Origin of the sequence: Nostoc cf. commune SO-36 (genome assembly GCF_023734775.1) — a bacterium.
Taxonomy (GTDB): Bacteria; Cyanobacteriota; Cyanobacteriia; order Cyanobacteriales; family Nostocaceae; genus Nostoc; species Nostoc commune_A.
The window spans coordinates 1,291,594-1,309,559 of sequence record NZ_AP025732.1 but is presented as its reverse complement, the minus strand read 5'-3'; the positions used below and the strand labels follow the sequence as shown (position 1 = coordinate 1,309,559).

The 17,966-nt window shown below is 42.3% G+C and carries 16 protein-coding genes; 9 read left to right on the top strand and 7 right to left on the bottom strand.

The window, feature by feature from the left end; genetic code table 11:
* Positions 1-249: 249 nt before the first annotated feature.
* From map to ANSO36C_RS05755, 5 genes are all read right to left on the bottom strand, one after another.
* Positions 250-1,077: a type I methionyl aminopeptidase gene (map, locus tag ANSO36C_RS05775; RefSeq protein WP_251958763.1), complete on the bottom strand. Its 828-nt coding sequence runs from the start codon at positions 1,075-1,077 to the stop codon at positions 250-252.
* 327 nt (positions 1,078-1,404) lie between these two features.
* Positions 1,405-1,929: a cupredoxin domain-containing protein gene (locus ANSO36C_RS05770; RefSeq protein WP_251958762.1), complete on the bottom strand. Its 525-nt coding sequence runs from the start codon at positions 1,927-1,929 to the stop codon at positions 1,405-1,407.
* Positions 1,930-2,499: 570 nt separating this feature from the next.
* Positions 2,500-5,319 carry a M16 family metallopeptidase gene (locus tag ANSO36C_RS05765; protein ID WP_251958761.1) on the bottom strand — a complete coding sequence of 940 codons (2,820 nt, stop codon included), beginning with the start codon at positions 5,317-5,319 and terminating at the stop codon, positions 2,500-2,502.
* A gap of 145 nt (positions 5,320-5,464) precedes the next feature.
* Positions 5,465-5,908, bottom strand: a complete 444-nt coding sequence (locus ANSO36C_RS05760; RefSeq protein ID WP_251958760.1) for a VOC family protein — start codon at positions 5,906-5,908, stop codon at positions 5,465-5,467.
* Positions 5,909-5,988: 80 nt separating this feature from the next.
* On the bottom strand, positions 5,989-6,498 hold the full coding sequence (locus ANSO36C_RS05755; RefSeq protein WP_458368249.1) for a TIGR02652 family protein: 510 nt from the start codon (positions 6,496-6,498) through the stop codon (positions 5,989-5,991).
* Positions 6,499-6,746: 248 nt separating this feature from the next.
* On the opposite strand from ANSO36C_RS05755, the gene ANSO36C_RS05750 reads away from it, so the two are divergent.
* From ANSO36C_RS05750 to ANSO36C_RS05740, 3 genes are all read left to right on the top strand, one after another.
* On the top strand, positions 6,747-7,274 hold the full coding sequence (locus tag ANSO36C_RS05750) for a gamma carbonic anhydrase family protein (RefSeq protein ID WP_251958758.1): 528 nt from the start codon (positions 6,747-6,749) through the stop codon (positions 7,272-7,274).
* A 217-nt stretch (positions 7,275-7,491) separates the two neighbouring features.
* Positions 7,492-7,617: a photosystem II protein Y gene (locus ANSO36C_RS05745; protein WP_069072075.1), complete on the top strand. Its 126-nt coding sequence runs from the start codon at positions 7,492-7,494 to the stop codon at positions 7,615-7,617.
* A 102-nt stretch (positions 7,618-7,719) separates the two neighbouring features.
* Positions 7,720-9,018, top strand: a complete 1,299-nt coding sequence (locus ANSO36C_RS05740) for a bifunctional folylpolyglutamate synthase/dihydrofolate synthase (RefSeq protein ID WP_251958757.1) — start codon at positions 7,720-7,722, stop codon at positions 9,016-9,018.
* A gap of 500 nt (positions 9,019-9,518) precedes the next feature.
* Here ANSO36C_RS05740 and ANSO36C_RS05735 read toward each other — a convergent pair whose 3' ends face one another.
* Positions 9,519-10,823: an ABC transporter substrate-binding protein gene (locus ANSO36C_RS05735; RefSeq protein ID WP_251958756.1), complete on the bottom strand. Its 1,305-nt coding sequence runs from the start codon at positions 10,821-10,823 to the stop codon at positions 9,519-9,521.
* A gap of 152 nt (positions 10,824-10,975) precedes the next feature.
* On the opposite strand from ANSO36C_RS05735, the gene pilM reads away from it, so the two are divergent.
* The 6 genes from pilM (at position 10,976) to ANSO36C_RS05705 (ending at position 17,692) form a co-directional block, all read left to right on the top strand.
* Positions 10,976-12,082 (top strand): type IV pilus assembly protein PilM, encoded by a 1,107-nt coding sequence (gene pilM, locus ANSO36C_RS05730; RefSeq protein WP_251958755.1) that lies wholly within the window; start codon positions 10,976-10,978, stop codon positions 12,080-12,082.
* A gap of 4 nt (positions 12,083-12,086) precedes the next feature.
* Positions 12,087-12,863, top strand: a complete 777-nt coding sequence (locus ANSO36C_RS05725) for a PilN domain-containing protein (RefSeq protein ID WP_251958754.1) — start codon at positions 12,087-12,089, stop codon at positions 12,861-12,863.
* Positions 12,860-13,630, top strand: a complete 771-nt coding sequence (locus ANSO36C_RS05720; protein ID WP_251958753.1) for a pilus assembly protein PilO — start codon at positions 12,860-12,862, stop codon at positions 13,628-13,630. Before ANSO36C_RS05725 ends, ANSO36C_RS05720 begins: the two co-directional genes overlap by 4 nt.
* A 260-nt stretch (positions 13,631-13,890) precedes the next feature.
* Positions 13,891-16,437, top strand: a complete 2,547-nt coding sequence (locus ANSO36C_RS05715) for an AMIN domain-containing protein (RefSeq protein WP_251958752.1) — start codon at positions 13,891-13,893, stop codon at positions 16,435-16,437.
* A gap of 161 nt (positions 16,438-16,598) precedes the next feature.
* Positions 16,599-16,790, top strand: a complete 192-nt coding sequence (locus ANSO36C_RS05710; protein WP_251958751.1) for a hypothetical protein — start codon at positions 16,599-16,601, stop codon at positions 16,788-16,790.
* Positions 16,791-17,116: 326 nt separating this feature from the next.
* On the top strand, positions 17,117-17,692 hold the full coding sequence (locus tag ANSO36C_RS05705; RefSeq protein ID WP_251958750.1) for a Uma2 family endonuclease: 576 nt from the start codon (positions 17,117-17,119) through the stop codon (positions 17,690-17,692).
* A 64-nt stretch (positions 17,693-17,756) separates the two neighbouring features.
* Here ANSO36C_RS05705 and ANSO36C_RS34160 read toward each other — a convergent pair whose 3' ends face one another.
* Positions 17,757-17,867 (bottom strand): PIN domain-containing protein, encoded by a 111-nt coding sequence (locus tag ANSO36C_RS34160; protein WP_323374597.1) that lies wholly within the window; start codon positions 17,865-17,867, stop codon positions 17,757-17,759.
* Between the last annotated feature and the right edge of the window lie 99 nt (positions 17,868-17,966).

The following is a 17,966-nucleotide window of genomic DNA, read 5'->3' as shown; positions in this document are numbered from 1 at the left end:
TCCTAGCTTATACGTGATAAATTTCATCGTCCAGCATAATTTTACCTAAACCGATAAGGCAAAGAAGACAGGATTTAAACCTGCGTTGATATTAATATTCTCTGCAATATTCTATTCTCTGCGTTCTTCTACGTTTACCTATCTGAAGCGCATCTACTTTCATAAAAATAAAGATTTAAAAAAAAAAGAGGCAAATCGCCCTCTTTTGACGCTTTACCTCTCTCAACAACAGATAATTGCAACTAACAATTACAACTTAGAACGGTCAGTCAAAATCTCATAACCTGTCTCTGTCACTAATACTGTATGCTCAAACTGAGCCGACAGAGAATTATCTACAGTCACTGCTGTCCAACGGTCAGATAATGTTCGCGTGTGTCTAGAACCCGCATTTAAAATTGGCTCAATTGCCAGCGTCATCCCCGCACGGAGTTTAACATTTGGCATTTCGCGGGTACGGTAGTTGAATACTGAAGGTTCTTCATGTAAATTTCGACCGACACCGTGTCCAGTGAACTCTTCGACTATACTAAAGCCGTTAACTTTCACATGGTCTTCAATTGCTCCAGCTAAGTCAAGTAGGTATGCACCCGCCTTAACTTGTTCAATGCCCTTATATAAAGCTTCTTCTGCTACGCAAATTAGTTTAGCAGCTTCTTGGGTTACTTCACCGACAGCAATTGAAATGCAAGAATCACCATGAAAGCCTTGATAATAAGCACCAGTATCTACTTTTAATACATCTCCCACCCGAATCACTTTCTTGGGACTAGGTATGCCATGCACTGCTTCATTGTTAATACTGGAACAGATAGAACCAGGAAAACCGTGATATCCTTTAAAACTTGGTGTAGCTCCCATTTCGCGGATGCGTTTTTCTGCATAAGCATCCAAATCAGCTGTGGTCATTCCTGGCTTTACTAGCTCAGAAATTTCTTTTAAAACAGTTGCCACAATTGTCGCTGATTGCCGCATGATTTCAATTTCACGCGGCGATTTAATTTCAATTCCTCGGCGCTGTTTTTTTGCGGGTGCAGGCTGAGTAGCTTGAGAAAGTAAGTTACTGAAAATGTTCATGGGATATTAATAATTACTGGTGGCTCTGCCTCTGAACTATCAATGCTTTCTCTAGATTACTTGAGAAATAATATCTATAATTTAAGTTATTTTAATCTCTGATAGGGATTTTTCGGATCTAGCCGCTAACGTATATACAATAACACATTAGCAGTATGCAAATGTGTTGGGCTTGAATCAAAATCGCCTTAACTTCTTTTTGGCTCTCTACTATGTGACTTAGTACAGCTTTGCGTAAAATCGTGGCGAATTGAGGGTTGAAATTTAAACGCTCCAGGGGCGTAGAAGTACGCAAATGTTGTATTTTAGCTGAATAGTCTTTAGTTTTTAACTCTTGATGGCAATTTCTCCTGTCATACCGGCTTCTGTATGTCCCGGTATTGGACAACGTAAACTATAAGTACCAGATTTCAGGGGTACAAATACCCATTCTGCCTCAGCACCCGGTTTTAGTTCCAGTTCGTGAATGGCTCCTTTGATTTCTACTTTTCCTGCTTGGACTTTTTGTGTCCAGATGCCATCGGCAAAATCTTTAGCAGTAAAATAATGCTTCAGTTGGCTGGGATTAGTAAGCCGCAGTTGATAACGTTTGCCAGCCAGCAATTCTAAATGATTTGGCTCAAACTTGAGTTCGTTAGCTGCATTACCCAAGTTAACTGTAATTTCTATAGCTGGTTGCTTGAGCAAATCGTTAGACAAATTCGCCGCCATTGCTGGAGTAGCAGCGATGAAATTTAAGCTTAGAAACAACGTTAATATCACGTAGTTCCGCCGTAAAATTTGCAGCCAAACAGAAGTTGAGAAAGTAAGAGATTTAATTACAATTTTGTAAAAATGGTTGTAAATTTTCATCACTAGTTATCAAAAGGCAATGTTATTAATAGGTAGCGGGAAAAACCACTTACCCATTCTTTATATTATCCATGTCTAATGCCCATCTCTACTAGTGTGTCAAAACTAGTGTGTCAAATTTAAATTGATGGATAAGCAAATTTGTAGTAAGGATTTTAACCCTTGTTTTTTACAGCAGATTGCGCTCTAATCGAATACACGTAAAGACGTAGCAGTGCTAAGTCTATACAAGGTTTTGGGTTTTATATATGTACTCCATTTACCTGAAAAGTGCTGTAAGCACTAAAGTCCTTACTAAGTAAATGGGCGTAAATAAATATAAATATAATATTTTCCGTCATTGCGAGTGAAACGAAGCAATCCCAGAGACTTTGGGATTGCTTCGTTTCACTCGCAATGACATCTTATATTTAATGATGCCTACCTACTTATAAACCCTCAAGCAAGGACTCATATTTGATTTTTGAAAAAACTCCGTACACTCAAAAAGTCTTTTTTCCTACTCCCCACTCCCAGCCTACGCAAATAATTTCAGTAATCAAACCGGATTCCTATAGTTTGGACATTGCACTACCTAATGCTTCTCCCTGCCAACACAGATGGCCCAGCAGTAACGACTACGATTTGATCTGGATGGAGTAACTCACGAGCTGCTTGATTAACTTGGTCAAGAGTGACTTTCTGTATTTTGTCAGTCAAGGAGTGCAATTCTCCTTTATCTAGTCCATACACCTCATTCATCAGAATTCTATCTGTTAATTCTTCTGGGTTTGCCAGAGAAACGTTGTAGCTGCTGATGAGGGTGCGTTTAGCTGTTTCTACTTCTAGTGCAGTGACGCCTTGTTGATGGATTTGTTGTAAGATTTCGCGGGTGCTAGCGATCGCTTTTCTGCTATCTTCAGGACTAGTTTGCATTTCTATCAAAAATGTGCCTGCATTCTTCCCGGCTTGGAAGGAGCTATAAATTCCATAGCTTAAACCTTGGCGATCGCGCACTTCTGCACCCAGTTTACTAGATAAGGTATCGCCTCCCAATATCTGATTCAATATTAAGGCTGCATGAAACCGATGATCATAACGGTTTATACCTGTGTAACCCATATATGTCACAGCTTGGGCTTTACCTGGTAAAACTGGGTTGACACTGACTATTTTTTGTGGCATTGACACCGGAGGATATTTTAATGTCGGTGCTTGTCCGCTAACTTCCCAATTACCAAACTCATTTTTAATCAGCGATCGCACTTTGTCTAGATCAAAATCTCCCACCAGCGCCAACACTGTCGTATCTGGACGATAATGTTTAGCTTTAAAATCAATCACATCCCGGCGCTGAATCTGCTGTAAACTCTCCTCTGTGGGAAAAGTATGTAAGGGATGTTTTTTCGGGTAAATTGACTGAACAAATACTCTTCTGGCTACTTCTGATGGCTCATCTAATTCCTGTTGTAAATCAGTTAAAGTTTGTTGGCGATGCAATTCCAATTCTTTGAGTGGAAAGGTACTGTTTTTAACAACATCTGCCAATACCTCCAGGAGTACGGGCAAATCTTCTGCTAAACTATCACCTTCAATATGCACACCTTCTCGGTTAGCGTGAAAGTCTAAACTCGCCCCTCGTTCTGCTAAGACTTTGGCAATAGTTAAGTCGTCTTTGCTTTTAGTGCCACTTAGCAAATTTTCTGCCACAAAAGCAGCCAATCCAGCTTTATCTTCTGGATCAAATTCCGTTCCAGCTTGAATGTGGCCGCTCAGAGTAACGGTGGGAGTACTATGATCTGGTAACAGTAATATCCGCAGTCCATTAGTAAATTTAAATTCCTGTGGTAACACTTGGGCAATTGCATCTGTAGCCAAATCCACAGGCGGTAAGTACTTCATCACCTCAGAAAGAAGCACAGGTGCGCCAGGAGAAAAATTCTCTGTAGTTTGGGCTGAGTCTGGTTTATCACCAACTTCTGTTATCTGCTTCTGGGTTGGTTCAAAAAAGCCTACTGTCCCGGCTCCTTTTTTCAGGTATTTGTTAATCACAGCGACAACATCCGTCGGCTTTACCAGACGAACAGCAGCCAAATAACGGTCTGTGTAGCGATAATCACCAACTGTTGTCTCATCAGTGCCCAAGCGCATTGCTTGAGAGGTGATATCACGGTTACTCAAAATTACATCTGCTGTTAATTGGGTTTTGGCTCGTTCTACTTCTTCAGAGGTCACGCCTTTTTCTGCTACATTAGCGATCGCACTACTCAAGGCTGAGTCAATTTTTTTCAAATCTTGTTTAGAACCAGCCGTCACCAACACTTCATACCAGCCAGATTCTCGCAAACTGGTAACGGAGGCTGTTAATTCACTAGCTAAACCTGATTCCACCAATGCCTGATAAAGTCTAGAATTCCGTCCCTCTGTCAAAATGTAATCCATTACATCCAGCGCAGGCACATCCGGTTGATTTGCATCCGGTAGCGGATACACAACTTGTAATAGCCGCCCTGCTCCCGGTTCTCGTAATACTATTGGAGATGAGAGAGATGGGGAAGAAATAACTCCTGCCCCCTGCCCCCTGCCCCCTGCATCCTGCCCCCTGCCCAGTTTGCCAAATGTCTCTTTAACTATTTCCAGGGTGTTTGCAGTTTGAAAATCTCCAACTACTACTAAGACGGCATTATCGGGACTATAAAAATTGCGGTAATATTTCTCTACCTGCTCAACGTCAAATTTCTCAACATCAGCTTTAGTACCACCCACGGGCAACCCATAAGCATGATTGGGAAACACCGCCTGCATGACAGCACGATTGAGGCGATATTCTGGACTATTTTCGTAACCCTGCAACTCAGAAATTACTACCCGCTTTTCACTCGCCAGTTGTTCTGGCTCAATCTGGGAATTTTGCATCCTGTCTGCTTCCAGCACTAAGAGCGCTTTCAGCTTGTTTCGTTCTACAGTGCCGTAATATGCAGTTTGATCATAGCTGGTGAAAGCATTGGAATCACTACCCAAAGCACTAAACAAACGGCCAAATTGAATTGGACGGTTTGAAGTACCTTTAAACATCATGTGTTCCAACTGGTGGGCAATGCCATTCACCCCCGGTTCTTCGTTGCGTGAGCCAACCTTGTACCATACCTGCACCGTCACTACTGGCGCAGTATGCACTTCCTTTGTCAGGATAGTTAGACCATTCTCCAGCACTGTTTTACGGACATTTTGTGTCAGTGTTGAGGGCATTATTCTTTTTGCTAGCAAGGTTGATTGATATTTTTCTTTGTTTAATATGGCTGAATCTTGGCTATGAGCAGGTTTATTGTTTAACAAAAAAACTGCTACTAGCCATAAGCTTAAAAATAATAACGGCAAAGGATATTTATAAAATCTCGAAAATCCATACATATATTATTTAGCAGATATATCTGTAAATTAAATTACATAGTTTTTTGGGGAAGTGACGATAGTTTAATCTGTCGAAAAAATCTGTTACCTCAGTAACAATACAGAAAAACAATATATTAGCAATAAAGGTAATTAAAAAGCTAAATTATGGAAGTTTTGCTAAAACCCGAATGAATTCGAGAGGTAAGCCATCGGTATCGGCAATAAAAGCCACTTCGTAAATGCGATCGCCTATTTGCTGTTGTGTCGGTTCTAAAAGTACCTTCAACGGTTGTAATTCTTCAGTTTGACTCTCACCCGCCAGCAATACACGTTCTTGTAAGCTTGTCAACCAACTAGGTAAATCTGGTGTAATCTCAGTTAAATCGAACGAGAGATGATAATACCCCACATAATGCTCATCAGCAAAGGCATCTGGGGCTGGTTTTGGTTCGGGAATTTGGATCAGTTCAATTCTGCCGCCCAATCCTTCCATCCAGCAAGCTAGGGTATAGCCTGTGGTAAAGCGTTCTGAGATTGTAAACCCTAAATGTTCGTAGAAAGCGATCGCTCGATGAATATTCGCAGTCCGAATAGAAGCGTGGTGCATAATTAGTCCTTAGTCCTTAGTCCTTAGCCATTTGTCCTTTGTTATTCACTAATGACAAATGACTAATGACAAATGACCATTTACTCAAACAACCTGAAATAGGGGTAGCGCACAGGGACGCCAGGCTCTTTTTCCAAGTCAAAATTAATCACTTCCCAACAGGGATCATCTGAGGTATCGGGGCTAAACTCCACGGGTAAGCCGTACAAACGCGCAGCAGTAGCTTCTGTTTGTCCAGAACGCCAAGGTGTGCTGCGTTCCAAGTAGCCACTCATCAATTCCTGATAACGTCGAGCAATAACTACTCGTGTTGCTCGAAAACCTTGGGTATACAGCTTGTCTAATGCTTCATGAATCTCAAACCGAATACCATCGGGATGAGTATGCTGTCTATACCACTCATTATTCCACCTCCGCCAATGACGCCCCGATTGCAAATGGATTAACTCTCCATTTTTAGGATTAGCTTCAAACGCGCCATGACGCGGACACAAATAGGTATCTGTGAGTGTCAACGCCGGAATAGTCTGGCGACAATGGGGACACTGTATTTCCGGCCCAAACATCGGGTACTGCAAGCCTGGATTCATCATGAAGTGCGTACAAACATAATTTTGTCTTCACCAGCATTAGTGTATTTTATTACACACTTTGGCTCCACCACTTTCGCTTTCGGTTACTTGCTCACTGCTGCACAGACACAAAGTTGCGGCAGGAACATTGTTCACTAGTGTTTTCCTCACTGTAGAGGCTTGACGCTGTGATATCCTAGTTGTGCAACCAGCCTCAAAGGTTGGAGTTTCTCCAGTGTTCCTGGGTACCATATTCATATTCTATCGTGTCTACCGCTTCTTACTGGACATCTCCTGATTTTTCTCAAGCTGCCTTCATCGCAGCTAATGCTGTTGTTATGGGTTCAGTAAATATAGCAGCAGGAGTGAGCATTTGGTATGGAGCAGTGGTTAGGGGAGATGTAGAACGGATTGAAATTGGTGAATACACAAATATTCAGGATGGTGCAATTTTACATGGCGATCCTGGTTTTCCCACAATTTTAGAAGATCATGTCACTGTAGGACATCGCGCTGTGATACATTCCGCTTACATTGAGCGTGGAAGTTTGATTGGCATAGGCGCAGTGATTTTAGACGGGGTAAGAGTGGGTGCTGGCAGCATTATCGGTGCTGGCGCAGTGGTGACAAAAAATGTACCTCCTTTGTCTCTAGTTGTGGGCATTCCTGGCAAAGTGTTACGCCAAGTAACAGATGTTGAAGCCACAGAACTGATTGAACACGCCCAACGTTACCAAAAATTAGCTTTAGTTCATGCTGGTAAGGCTACTGATATTGGGTTTAAAAAGGCTTAGGGAGTGGGGAGTAAGAATTTTAGATTTTAGATTTTGGATTTTAGATTGAAATTTAATCCAAAATCGTCAATCCAAAATCCAAAATTGAATTGTCCAATGCCTAATAATTTAAACATTCTTTACATATCTACTTGGAAAAGTTGCCCACTTCAGCTAAAAATAAAAATGAGAGCAGTTGACAAAACTTTAATTTCTACTTAAGAGAGGGGTTCTAGATATGGATATCGATTACCGTATAGCGATCGTTTTAGCACCAGTTGCGATCGCCGCTAGCTGGGCAGTGTTTAATATTGGCGCTGCGGCTTTAAGACAAATTCAAGGCTTTTTGGATAGAGAAGCTTAAATTCATTAATCGGGGATTGGGCATGGGGCATTGGGCATTGCTTATTTCTCCCTTATCTCCCTCATTCCCCCATTCCCCACTCCCCACTCCCCACTCCCTTCCTTGAATATCGACTCTGTAATCCAACCCCTGCAACGCTTTGGTGTCCATCTGGGACTCGATCGCATCCTCAATCTTTTAGCAAATCTTGGTAATCCTCATCACCAAGTCCCAGTAATTCATGTTGCTGGAACTAATGGCAAAGGTTCAGTTTGTGCCTATATTTCCTCCGTACTTACTGAGGCTGGTTATCGTACAGGACGCTACATTTCCCCCCATTTAGTCGATTGGACGGAACGTATTTGTCTGAATGAACAGCAAATTTCTTCTGAGGAATTGAGTCAATTATTAGAAAAAGTACAAGGGGTTATTCTTGGTGGTGACGACGAATCGGCAACTCAGTTTGAAGTAATTACGGCGGCTGCTTGGTTATATTTTGCCCAGCAGCAAGTTGATGTGGCTGTGATAGAAGTTGGACTAGGAGGGCGCTTAGATGCTACCAATGTCTGCTTAGAACCTTTGGTTACGCTCATCACTTCCATTAGCCGCGAACACTGGCAGCAACTTGGCCCTACTATCGCTGATATTGCTAGAGAAAAAGCTGGTATTCTCAAACCTGGATGTGCTGTTGTGGTTGGGACATTGCCACCAGAGGCAGAGAAAGTGGTGCGATCGCGTGCTTTAGAATTACAATGCCCGATTTTTACGCCTCAACCCTCCCGTCAAATCGCTACAGGATGGGCAGAATATCAAACAATTGAAAATTCAAGATTAATTAAATACCCATTACCATTAGCGGGACAAATTCAATTAAGTAATTCAGCTTTGGCAATAGCCGCTTTAGAAATTCTCCAACAACAGGATTGGCAGATTTCTGATGAAGCTATAACTAACGGCATGGCAAAAACTCAATGGCCGGGGCGGATGCAATGGGCTACTTGGAACCACCATAAATTATTAGTTGATGGCGCTCATAATACCGCCGCAGCCCAAGTTCTTCGCCAGTATATTGATAGCTTAGATGCAGTTAATCACAAACCCGTGAATTGGGTTATGGGAATGTTTGCCGATAAGGATCATGCTGATATTTTTACCGCCTTACTGCGCCCAGGCGATCGCCTTTTTTTAGTGCCAATCCCAGTAGAACCTTGGCCGGGTAGAACTTCTGCTGATTTAGACTGCCTATCAAACCTAGCTTACAGCCTCTGTCCCGAATTAAGCGATCGCCAAATACATCCAGATTTATTCACAGCACTAGAAACCGCAACCTCAACCACAGAAGACTTAATCGTTTTATGCGGTTCCCTTTATCTAGTAGGCGATTTTTTAGCAAAAGCTATATTTATAAGTTCACTACAATGATTGTTGCAAGTGCTTAAGCCTTTCTTATACATGGAAGAGTATTTGTTACAAAGGTTAAAGTAATTGCAGCAAATAATTATACATTTCTTGCAAATACTTAAGCCTTTCTTATATATGAAAGAGTATTTGTTACAAAGGTTGAAGTAATTGCAGCAAATGATTATACATTTCTTGCAAATACTTAAGCCTTTCTTATACATGGAATAACATTTGCTGCAAAGGTTAAAGTATTTGCTGCAAATGTTCAAAGTTGAGATATCAATACCATTTATTTTTGAAGATGCGCCTACAGGATTTAGGCAAAACTACAAGCTGTAGCGGCAATTCATCTAGACGCATTCGCAAAGCGTCTGGTAGAGAAGCGGCTTAAGGCAGGTGTTGGTCATCACGTAGAGTGCGTTAGCCGAAGGCATAATGCACCGTCCAAAGGCTTTGGTGCGTTACGCTATGCGATAACACACCCTACAGATACTATATTTAGCTGTTTTTTCGTTTGTCTCCTAACTCCTAGTACTGTTCCACTCTTGCGCCGCATCTTCTACGGCTTTATCAACAGTTTTTTGGTCTAACATTGCTGCTTGCAAGTTTTCGTAAACTGCCTTTTGTAGTTTGTTAAAATCCTTCAAAGTAGGGGTTAATATTTCTGCTTGTTGCAGTTGCTCGGCAGTGACAACCCGTGCTTTTTCTATTGTTGAAGCATTAGCTGGAACATCTTTAAAGTAACTATTAGACAATGCTTTGATTGTAGAAGGTAGGACATTTGCAGCTTTAGCAAAGGCTAACTGATTTTCGTCATTAGTAACAAATAAAGCAAACTTGACAGCCCCATCTGGTTGTTTGCTATCGCGGGGAATAACTATGTTCATCACCGCGACATTTTTCTTACCTGTGTCACCAGTGAGTTGAGGTGCTATTTCTGAAGCTTGAGCAATTTTCGGGGCATTATTTGCGATCGTTTTCAGAAACTCTGGCCCAGAAGCGAGAAACGCAGTCTCTCCAGATTGGTATAAATCGATCGCGTGGCGATGTCCTTGGGTTAAAGCTTCTTTCGGAAGCAACCCTTTTTTATACAAGTCTACCCAGTATTGAAACGCTGCTTTACCTGGTGCTGAATTAAACGCCGCTTTTCCTTCAGCATCTATTAGGGTGACTCCCATTTGCACGAAAGATTCCAGCACTTCACCGGAATCTTGCGGTACGAAAGTCACAAAAAAGGCATATTTCCCCGTCTTATCTTTAATTTGTTGCGCCGCTTGTGCCAATTCTGCGTAGGTCGCAGGGACTTTATTGATACCTGCCTGTTTTAATAAATCAGTGTTATAAATGGTTAGCCGTGTGGTGAGATACCAGGGAATCCCAAAACTCTTGCCATTAAGTATGCTTGCTTTCCAGATATTCGGTAGATAGGAGGAACGTACATCGTTTGGGACTTTTGCATCTAAATCTAACCAGGCATTTCGCCCGGCAAGTTGGGAAGCAAAACCCGGATTCAAGTTAACTACATCAGGTGGCGTTTTTGCGGAGACAGCTGTTAATATTTTGTTCTCCATTGCTGCCCAAGGTACATCAACCCAGTTAATCTTTATACCTGGATTTTCCGATTCAAAATTCGCAATTAGGCTTTTGAAGTAGTCGTTAAATTGAGGTTGGAGTTGCATCGTCCAAAATTCAACAGTTGCCGCTCCTGAATTAGCTTGTTTTGTAGTTGTACTAACATTCCCTGTGCTGCAACTTACAATCCAACTGGTTAATAAGCCCACCAGTGTAAAAGCAATAAGTTGTTTAAATTTTCGTAATTGAATCATGTTCCCAGTATTTTTACGCTTGCTGAGTGTGAAAAGCTTAGACAGAATTGTCGAGATTATAGGCTAAATAAATTACCTGTAAAGACGTAACATATTACGTCTCTACCGCAACAAAATTAAATTTCCAATTTAGCAGTCCAGCGGGCACAACTGTGGTAAAAAGCTTCAAAAGTCTGTTTGGCAAATCAAATAAAGGGGTCGGCATTGAACTTGCTCCCGAACGGGTAAATGTAGTTCAGCTACGCAAACAGCGTCAAGGCTTGAAACTAGAAACCTTTACATCGGTAGCAGTTCCCGAAGGCATTGTTACCGATGGTCAAATCACCGACCCCGCAGCAATGGCGCAATTAATCCAGCAGGCGCTAGCTGAGAGCAAAATCAAAACTTCTCGCGTTGCCACTGGTGTCCCAGGGCGAGATTCCATCGTTCGGATCATACCAGTGCCAGCAGAGTTGGATGACAAAGAACTGCGAGAAATGGTGCTGAACCACGAAGCAGGTTTGTATTTACCCTATCCTCGTGAAGAGGCTGATGTAGATTATCAAAAACTTGGGTATTTTGTAGATGAAGATGGCATTGAAAAGGTACACGTACTTTTAGTAGCCACCCGCAAGGAGATAACGGATACCTATATAAGTACTTTCGAGCAGGCAGGATTACAAATTGATGTTTTAGAAATTAACAGTTTTGCTTTAATTCGGAATATTCGTGAACAATTACGACAATTTGGCCCGCAAGAAGCAGCAGTACTCGTTGATATCGAGTTCGATAGTACAGAAATTGCCATCATCGTTAACGGAGTGCCGCAATTTTCGCGCACAGTTCCAATCGGGACTTATCAAATGCAAACTGCCTTAGCTAGGGCAATGAGCTTACCCACATCACGAGATATGGAACTGTTACACGGCATGGTCATTCCCCAAACTCCCTTAGACGGCGGGAAAACTGGTGTTACCGAAATTGATCCTGGTATGGCTGCCATATTGAGAGTATTGGCAGAATTAACAGATGAACTGCGCCGTTCCATCGATTTTTACCTCAATCAAAGTGAAAATTTGGAGGTAGCGCAAATTATATTAGCTGGGCCTGGAGGTGGACTCCAACAGCTAGATGAGTTTTTTACCCAACGACTGAGTTTACCAACTACCCAAATAGATCCAATCGTAGCTCTGGCTTTGGAAGTTGACACTGATAAATTTCCACAGGTACAACGCTCTAGTTTAGCGATCGTACTCGGTCTAGGAATGCGGGAGGTGTAAAAAAATGTATAGCCTAGATGTTAACTTTCTAAAAGATCGCCCAGCATATAAGACCAAGCCTGAGAGAGGAAAAGGAATATCCCTAAAGTTTCCTACGGGGGATTTGACACTACTGTATGCGGGAGTTGCAGTAGGTGTAGTTCTTCCAGCTTTATTGGGAATTGGTTGGTGGTTGTTGCAAGGGAAGATTGTGGAATTAGATGGTCAGATTGCACAACTAGACCAAGAAAGCAAGAGGTTAGATACAGAAATTGGAAATTTGAACAAAATTAAAGCCGAGACGAAGGCAGTTCAAGGGGAAACTCAAGCTTTAGTCACTGTATTTGATCAGATTCGTCCTTGGTCGGCAATGCTGCAAGATTTGCGCGATCGCATCCCTGCGGCAGTGCAAATTGAGAATATTAAGCAAGTTCCACCTGTTGTACCAACAGCAGGTCAGCCAGCAACCAATCCCGCCGGGGGATTAGAAATTACCGGATTGGCTCGGTCTTTTAACGATGTCAATGATTTCTTATTGAGTTTACAACAATCTCGGTTTTTGAAGCCCACAGAAAGCAGAATTGTGACAGCTACGTTAATTGATCTTCCCTTACCGCCAGGTGCGGATAGGCCTGTTAATGGTGTAGTAATTAAGCCACCCCAAGTAGTTCAATACACTATTCAATCGGGCATGAGCGATGTTCCGGCTTCAGAATTAATTCGGGAGTTAGAAAAAAAAGGCACAGTGGGGTTAGTGACTCGAATTCGTAATATGCAACAAACAGGAGTCATTTCAAAATGACGCTGAGTGATGATTTAAATTTTGCCGAACATGGTGGGGAATTCGATGAGGCAACGCCAGCATCCCCCGTGCTATTTGGTATTGCCTTCACACCAAAAATCATTGGGATATTGGTGGGAGTAATTGGTTTAGCGGGAGCAGGTTATATATTCTTAAACCTGTTGATGCCAGCTTGGGAAAGCTATCAGCAGCAGCAAGCTAAAAGCTCTGAATTGCAAGGGCAAATTAACGAAAAAAAAGCCAATATCAAACAGATTGACAAAGTTAAAGACGAGCTAGCACAGGCAAAGCAGCAAAAAGTTCAGGTTTTAGGTTTATTTGCTAACGAAAAAAGCTTAGATACATTGCTGTTGGATATGAACCGCTTAGTTGAGTCTGGCAATATTCCAACTTCTGTTAATGCAGTGAGAGCCAAATTGAAGAAATTTGTGCCAGTTTCCCAAAAACCAGAACCAGTTAACGATGGAACTCTCGGAGTATTAGTTGACGGCAAGCTGCAACGCAGCAGTATCAATGCCGAAATTACAGGAACTTATGAACAAACACAATCGATAATTCGTAACATTGAGCGTTTGCAGCCTTTGTTAATAGTTAAAGATTATCAATCAACTTTAGCTCCAGTAGAGTCAAGATCCGCATTGGATAAAACGCCTGTGCAGGTAGGGCCAGCAGCGATTAATACATCATTCCAATTACAGGTATTGATGCCACTTAGTTCAGAAGAAATAGCCGCAGCCGCAGCTGCTAAAGCTGCCGTGAAAAAGTAGTGAACTTAGAGCCAGGGCGAATAACCAAGGGCGAATAGAATTCGCGGCTACACAGGCAAAGTCCGCCTCCGCGGACTAAGGGAAAATTGAGGGTTTGATGAAACCTACGGAGGTGGGTTTTGTTTGTGTAGACGAGCCAGTGCCTTGGGCGGGCAATGCCCGACTCGTTCCCGCAGAGTAGCACCTGGCGTGCGGTTCTTAACCGTCGGAACTACTCAAAATTGTTTGTAAACAAGGTTTTATAAGGTGAGGAATGAACTGTGAAACAGCTTCACGGTAATAGTTTTATTTTAGGTAGTGCCGCTTTTGTATTTCTGGCAGCTCAACCAGTTTGGGCACAACTTAGTCAAGTTACTAATGTCCAGTTAAATCCAGTTAATGGTGGAATTAGCGTTGCGTTGAAAACTTCTTCTGGGTCGCGTCCCCAAGTTTTCACTACAAAAAGAGGTAAGGCTTTAGTCGCAGATATTATCAATACTCAATTACGATTACCACAAGGTAATAGCTTTCGGCAAGATAGCCCAGCACCAGGAATTGCATCTGTTGAGATTAATCAGCTTGATGCCAATAGTATCCGAGTAACGGTAACTGGCAATAACAACGTACCTAGCAGTCAACCTGTGGTGCGATCGCAAAATGGAATTACACTCAGCTTTAGCCCATCTGCTGGCACTATAGCATCAGCACCAACGCCAACAGCGCCAACATCCACAGCACCGCCTGTTACGACTCCAGCCCAATCTGGTCAAAATTCAGGGGTTCTCGTTCCTAACCCGGAAATCACCATTAACGGGCAACCTGCACAAGCTGCGGGGCCAGGTCAACCTGTGAGTCAGGCTCCAGCTTTCTTACCTAGAGCCGTCGCGCCACCAGTGGGAGATATTGCCATCTCTAATACTGATGCTTCTCCTAGCACCATTGACTTAGGAAGTCAGGAACGTGTACCCCGTTTAGTGCTGCGAGATGCGCCGGTGCGTGAGGTTTTGTCACTGCTTGCCCGTGCTGCTAATTTGAATCTGGCTTATATCGGAGGTGAGCAAGCTACTGGAGATAAGCAAGGTGGAGCTGCTAACGCACAAGGAACCTCTCAAACAATCTCCCTAGATATAGAAAACGAGCCAGTACAAGATGTGTTTAACTACGTCTTGCGCCTAAGTGGTTTGGAAGCTAACCGCAGTAATCGCACAGTTTTTGTTGGGCCAAAATTACCTAATTCCACCCGTGACATGGTTATGCGTAGCCTGCGACTTAATCAGGTAACGGTGGGAGTCGCCCTGAATTTTTTGGTCGGCTTAGGGGCAGAAAGTGCCGTCAGCCGTGAACGACAAGTTACCAGTGTTAATGCTGTGCCTGTTGGGGCTGGAGCTACGCCTATCACCCAAACTCAGACTACTACAGAAACCAGAGTTGAAACTCAACGTGTTAATTTTACAGACTCTAACCCACTACTGAGAGGTTTACAGGCATTAGGGGATGAGCGCACAAATGCTCTAACCTTAATAGGCCCTCCCCGCCTAGTTGAGATGGCGATGGCTCAACTAACTCAGCTTGATATCCGCCGTCGTCAAGTGGTAGTTAACGTTAAGATTATCGATGTTAACCTCTTGAACACCCAAGACTACAACACTAGCTTTTCCTTTGGGGTTGGTAACAACTACTTTACAAATGATGGCGGTGCTGCATCTCTGAATTTTGGTGGTTCCAGACCAGCTACAAGAGCTGAAGTAGCAAACAATCTAAGTGGTGGTACACCTGTTACTGCTAATCCTTATAGTGGTGGTAATACCTTCCTAGATTTAAATAACTCCACTCCTATTCCAGGAACTGGGGTAGGCAATAGAACAATTGTGGACGGGCAGTTAGTAACTGATGTACCAGGAGGGACTGAATCATTCTTTAACCGTCAAGCGGGGGTTTCACAAAATCCGTTCCAAGGGGGTTTCACAGACATTACCCAGGGGACACCAAATGTAACTACTATTACAAATACTCCTGCCGTTCCTGGTACTGCTGCTGTTCCTGCTGTTCTTGATGCACAAGGTAATGTGCTTGTTCCTGCCGTTCCTGCTACTCCTGGTACTCCAGCCACTAGAGTTACTACGTTCGCACCAGGAATTCTCGGAACAGCAACAGCTGCTCTACCATCTCTGTACCAGTTCCCCAAACGTCTTCTCGCTAATTTGCAAGCTCAGATTACAAATGGCAACGCCAAGATTTTGACTGACCCGACCTTAATTGTCCAAGAAGGTCAAACCGCTAATGTCAACCTGACTCAGGAAGTGGTAGGCAATATTAAAAGGGAAATAGTTCGCGATGCGAATCTTGCTACAGAAACGATTTCAGCAGAAAAAGATAGAGTAGGTTTAACCTTAGCTGTCAAAGTTGAGCGGATTGATGATAACGGTTTTGTCTCTCTATCGGTAGCTCCTGTTGTCAAAGCACCCCAAGCTCCAGCTACTATCAACGTTGGAGGAGGCGGTAGCCAACAAATATTCTTGGTATCGGAGCGCTCTCTTAATTCTGGCTCGATTCGCTTGAGAGATGGTCAAACGCTGATTCTCTCAGGTATTATCCAAGATTCAGACAGGACAACTGTCTCTAAAATTCCTATCTTAGGCGATCTTCCGCTAATTGGTTCGCTGTTTAGAAGTACAAACAGACAGAACCAGCGCAATGAGGTGATTGTGTTACTCACACCTCAAATTATGGATGATACAGAGAACTCCTCCTATGGTTATAACTACAATCCCAGCCCAGAAGTGCGGCAAATCCTTGAACGTCGGGGGCTGAAGACTCCTGGCAGGTAATAAGGATAATGAGCAGGTAAGTTACCTTTGGCAACGGCTTAGACCCCCGACTTCTTAAAGAAGTCGGGGGTCTTCTTGTTCACAAGTAGAATTAATTTAAATGTCATTCTACAATAAAAATATCCAATCACAATAGAAGTAATAATACTGGGTAAATACTAATGACTTCAGAACAAGAATTATTAACAAAGTGGCGTTCTCTTCCACAAGACAAACAAGAGGAAGTTTTATATTTTGTTGAATTTCTTGGTTTGAAAAACTCTGCAAATAAAATCCCATTGGGAGAACGTTTGCAGCAAATTCGTACTAGAATTGTTGCTTCCGGTAAACATTTATTAGGGACTTCCAAATAAAAAAATATACAACTATTTATTGTGGGGTGGGCTACAGGGTAGAGAAGAGTGAAAATAACTTATATTAGGCGATGTGCAACTTTACTCTCAAACCTAACCCCCAACCCCTTCCCTGGTAGGGAAGGGGAGCAAGAATCAAAGCCTCTCTCCGTTTCGGGGAGAGGTTTGGAGAGGGGTTTTAAGAATAAGTTGCACATCGCTTTATCTTCATTCTGGGGTGTTACTAAGCGCAACAGATGGTGTTGGTATAATTGCCGAGAAAGCCCTTGGAATATATAGATATAGATTTGTAGCCCAATCAGCTAACAAAAACGGTAAATAGTCTTATGACAGCACTTACATTAAACCTCAATTCTATAATTAAACTGACAAGAGAACAGTTTTATGAATTGTGTAAAGAAAACCCCGATTTAAAATTAGAACGCAATGCCCAAGGAGAGTTGATTATAATGCCACCTACGGGAGGAGAAACAGGAAAAAGTAATTCTACTATTAACGCTCAAATATGGTTCTGGAACGACCAAAATCAATTGGGCGAAGTTTTTGATTCATCAACTGGATTTACTTTACCTTCAGGGGCTGACCGTTCTCCAGATGTTTCTTGGGTGGAAAAATCTCGTTGGGATGCTTTGACTAAAGAACAAAAAGAAAAATTTATTCCCTTATGTCCTGATTTTGTAATTGAGATACTTTCGCCTAATGACAGCTTGAAAAAAACTCAGAATAAGATGCAAGAGTATATCGAAAATGGTTGTCGTCTAGGTTGGTTGATTAACCGGAAAAAACAGGAAGTAGAAATTTATCGTCCAGGACAAGATGTAGAAGTTTTAAAATTTCCTCAAACTATTTCTGGGGAAAATATTTTACTTGGTTTTGTACTCAACATACAACGAATTTGGTAAAACATTTGGTGTGTGAATTTCAGTTCTAATATCCTAATAAAAAGATTTAAAAAAATATGAGTTTTCAGATTGTCAGCCAAGATTCAACAGATAATGTTGTGACTTGTTGAATACGCTGAAAGTCGCTATCGGCTGAGACAATGGTGAGATTCTGTTGCAGAGCAATAGAAGCAATCCATAAGTCATTTTCACCAAAACCTAAATCAGTTATTTTAGTTCTTCTGCGCTTGCTTTTTTCTTTTGGTGCAAATTGATTGAATAAAGCAGCTTTTAG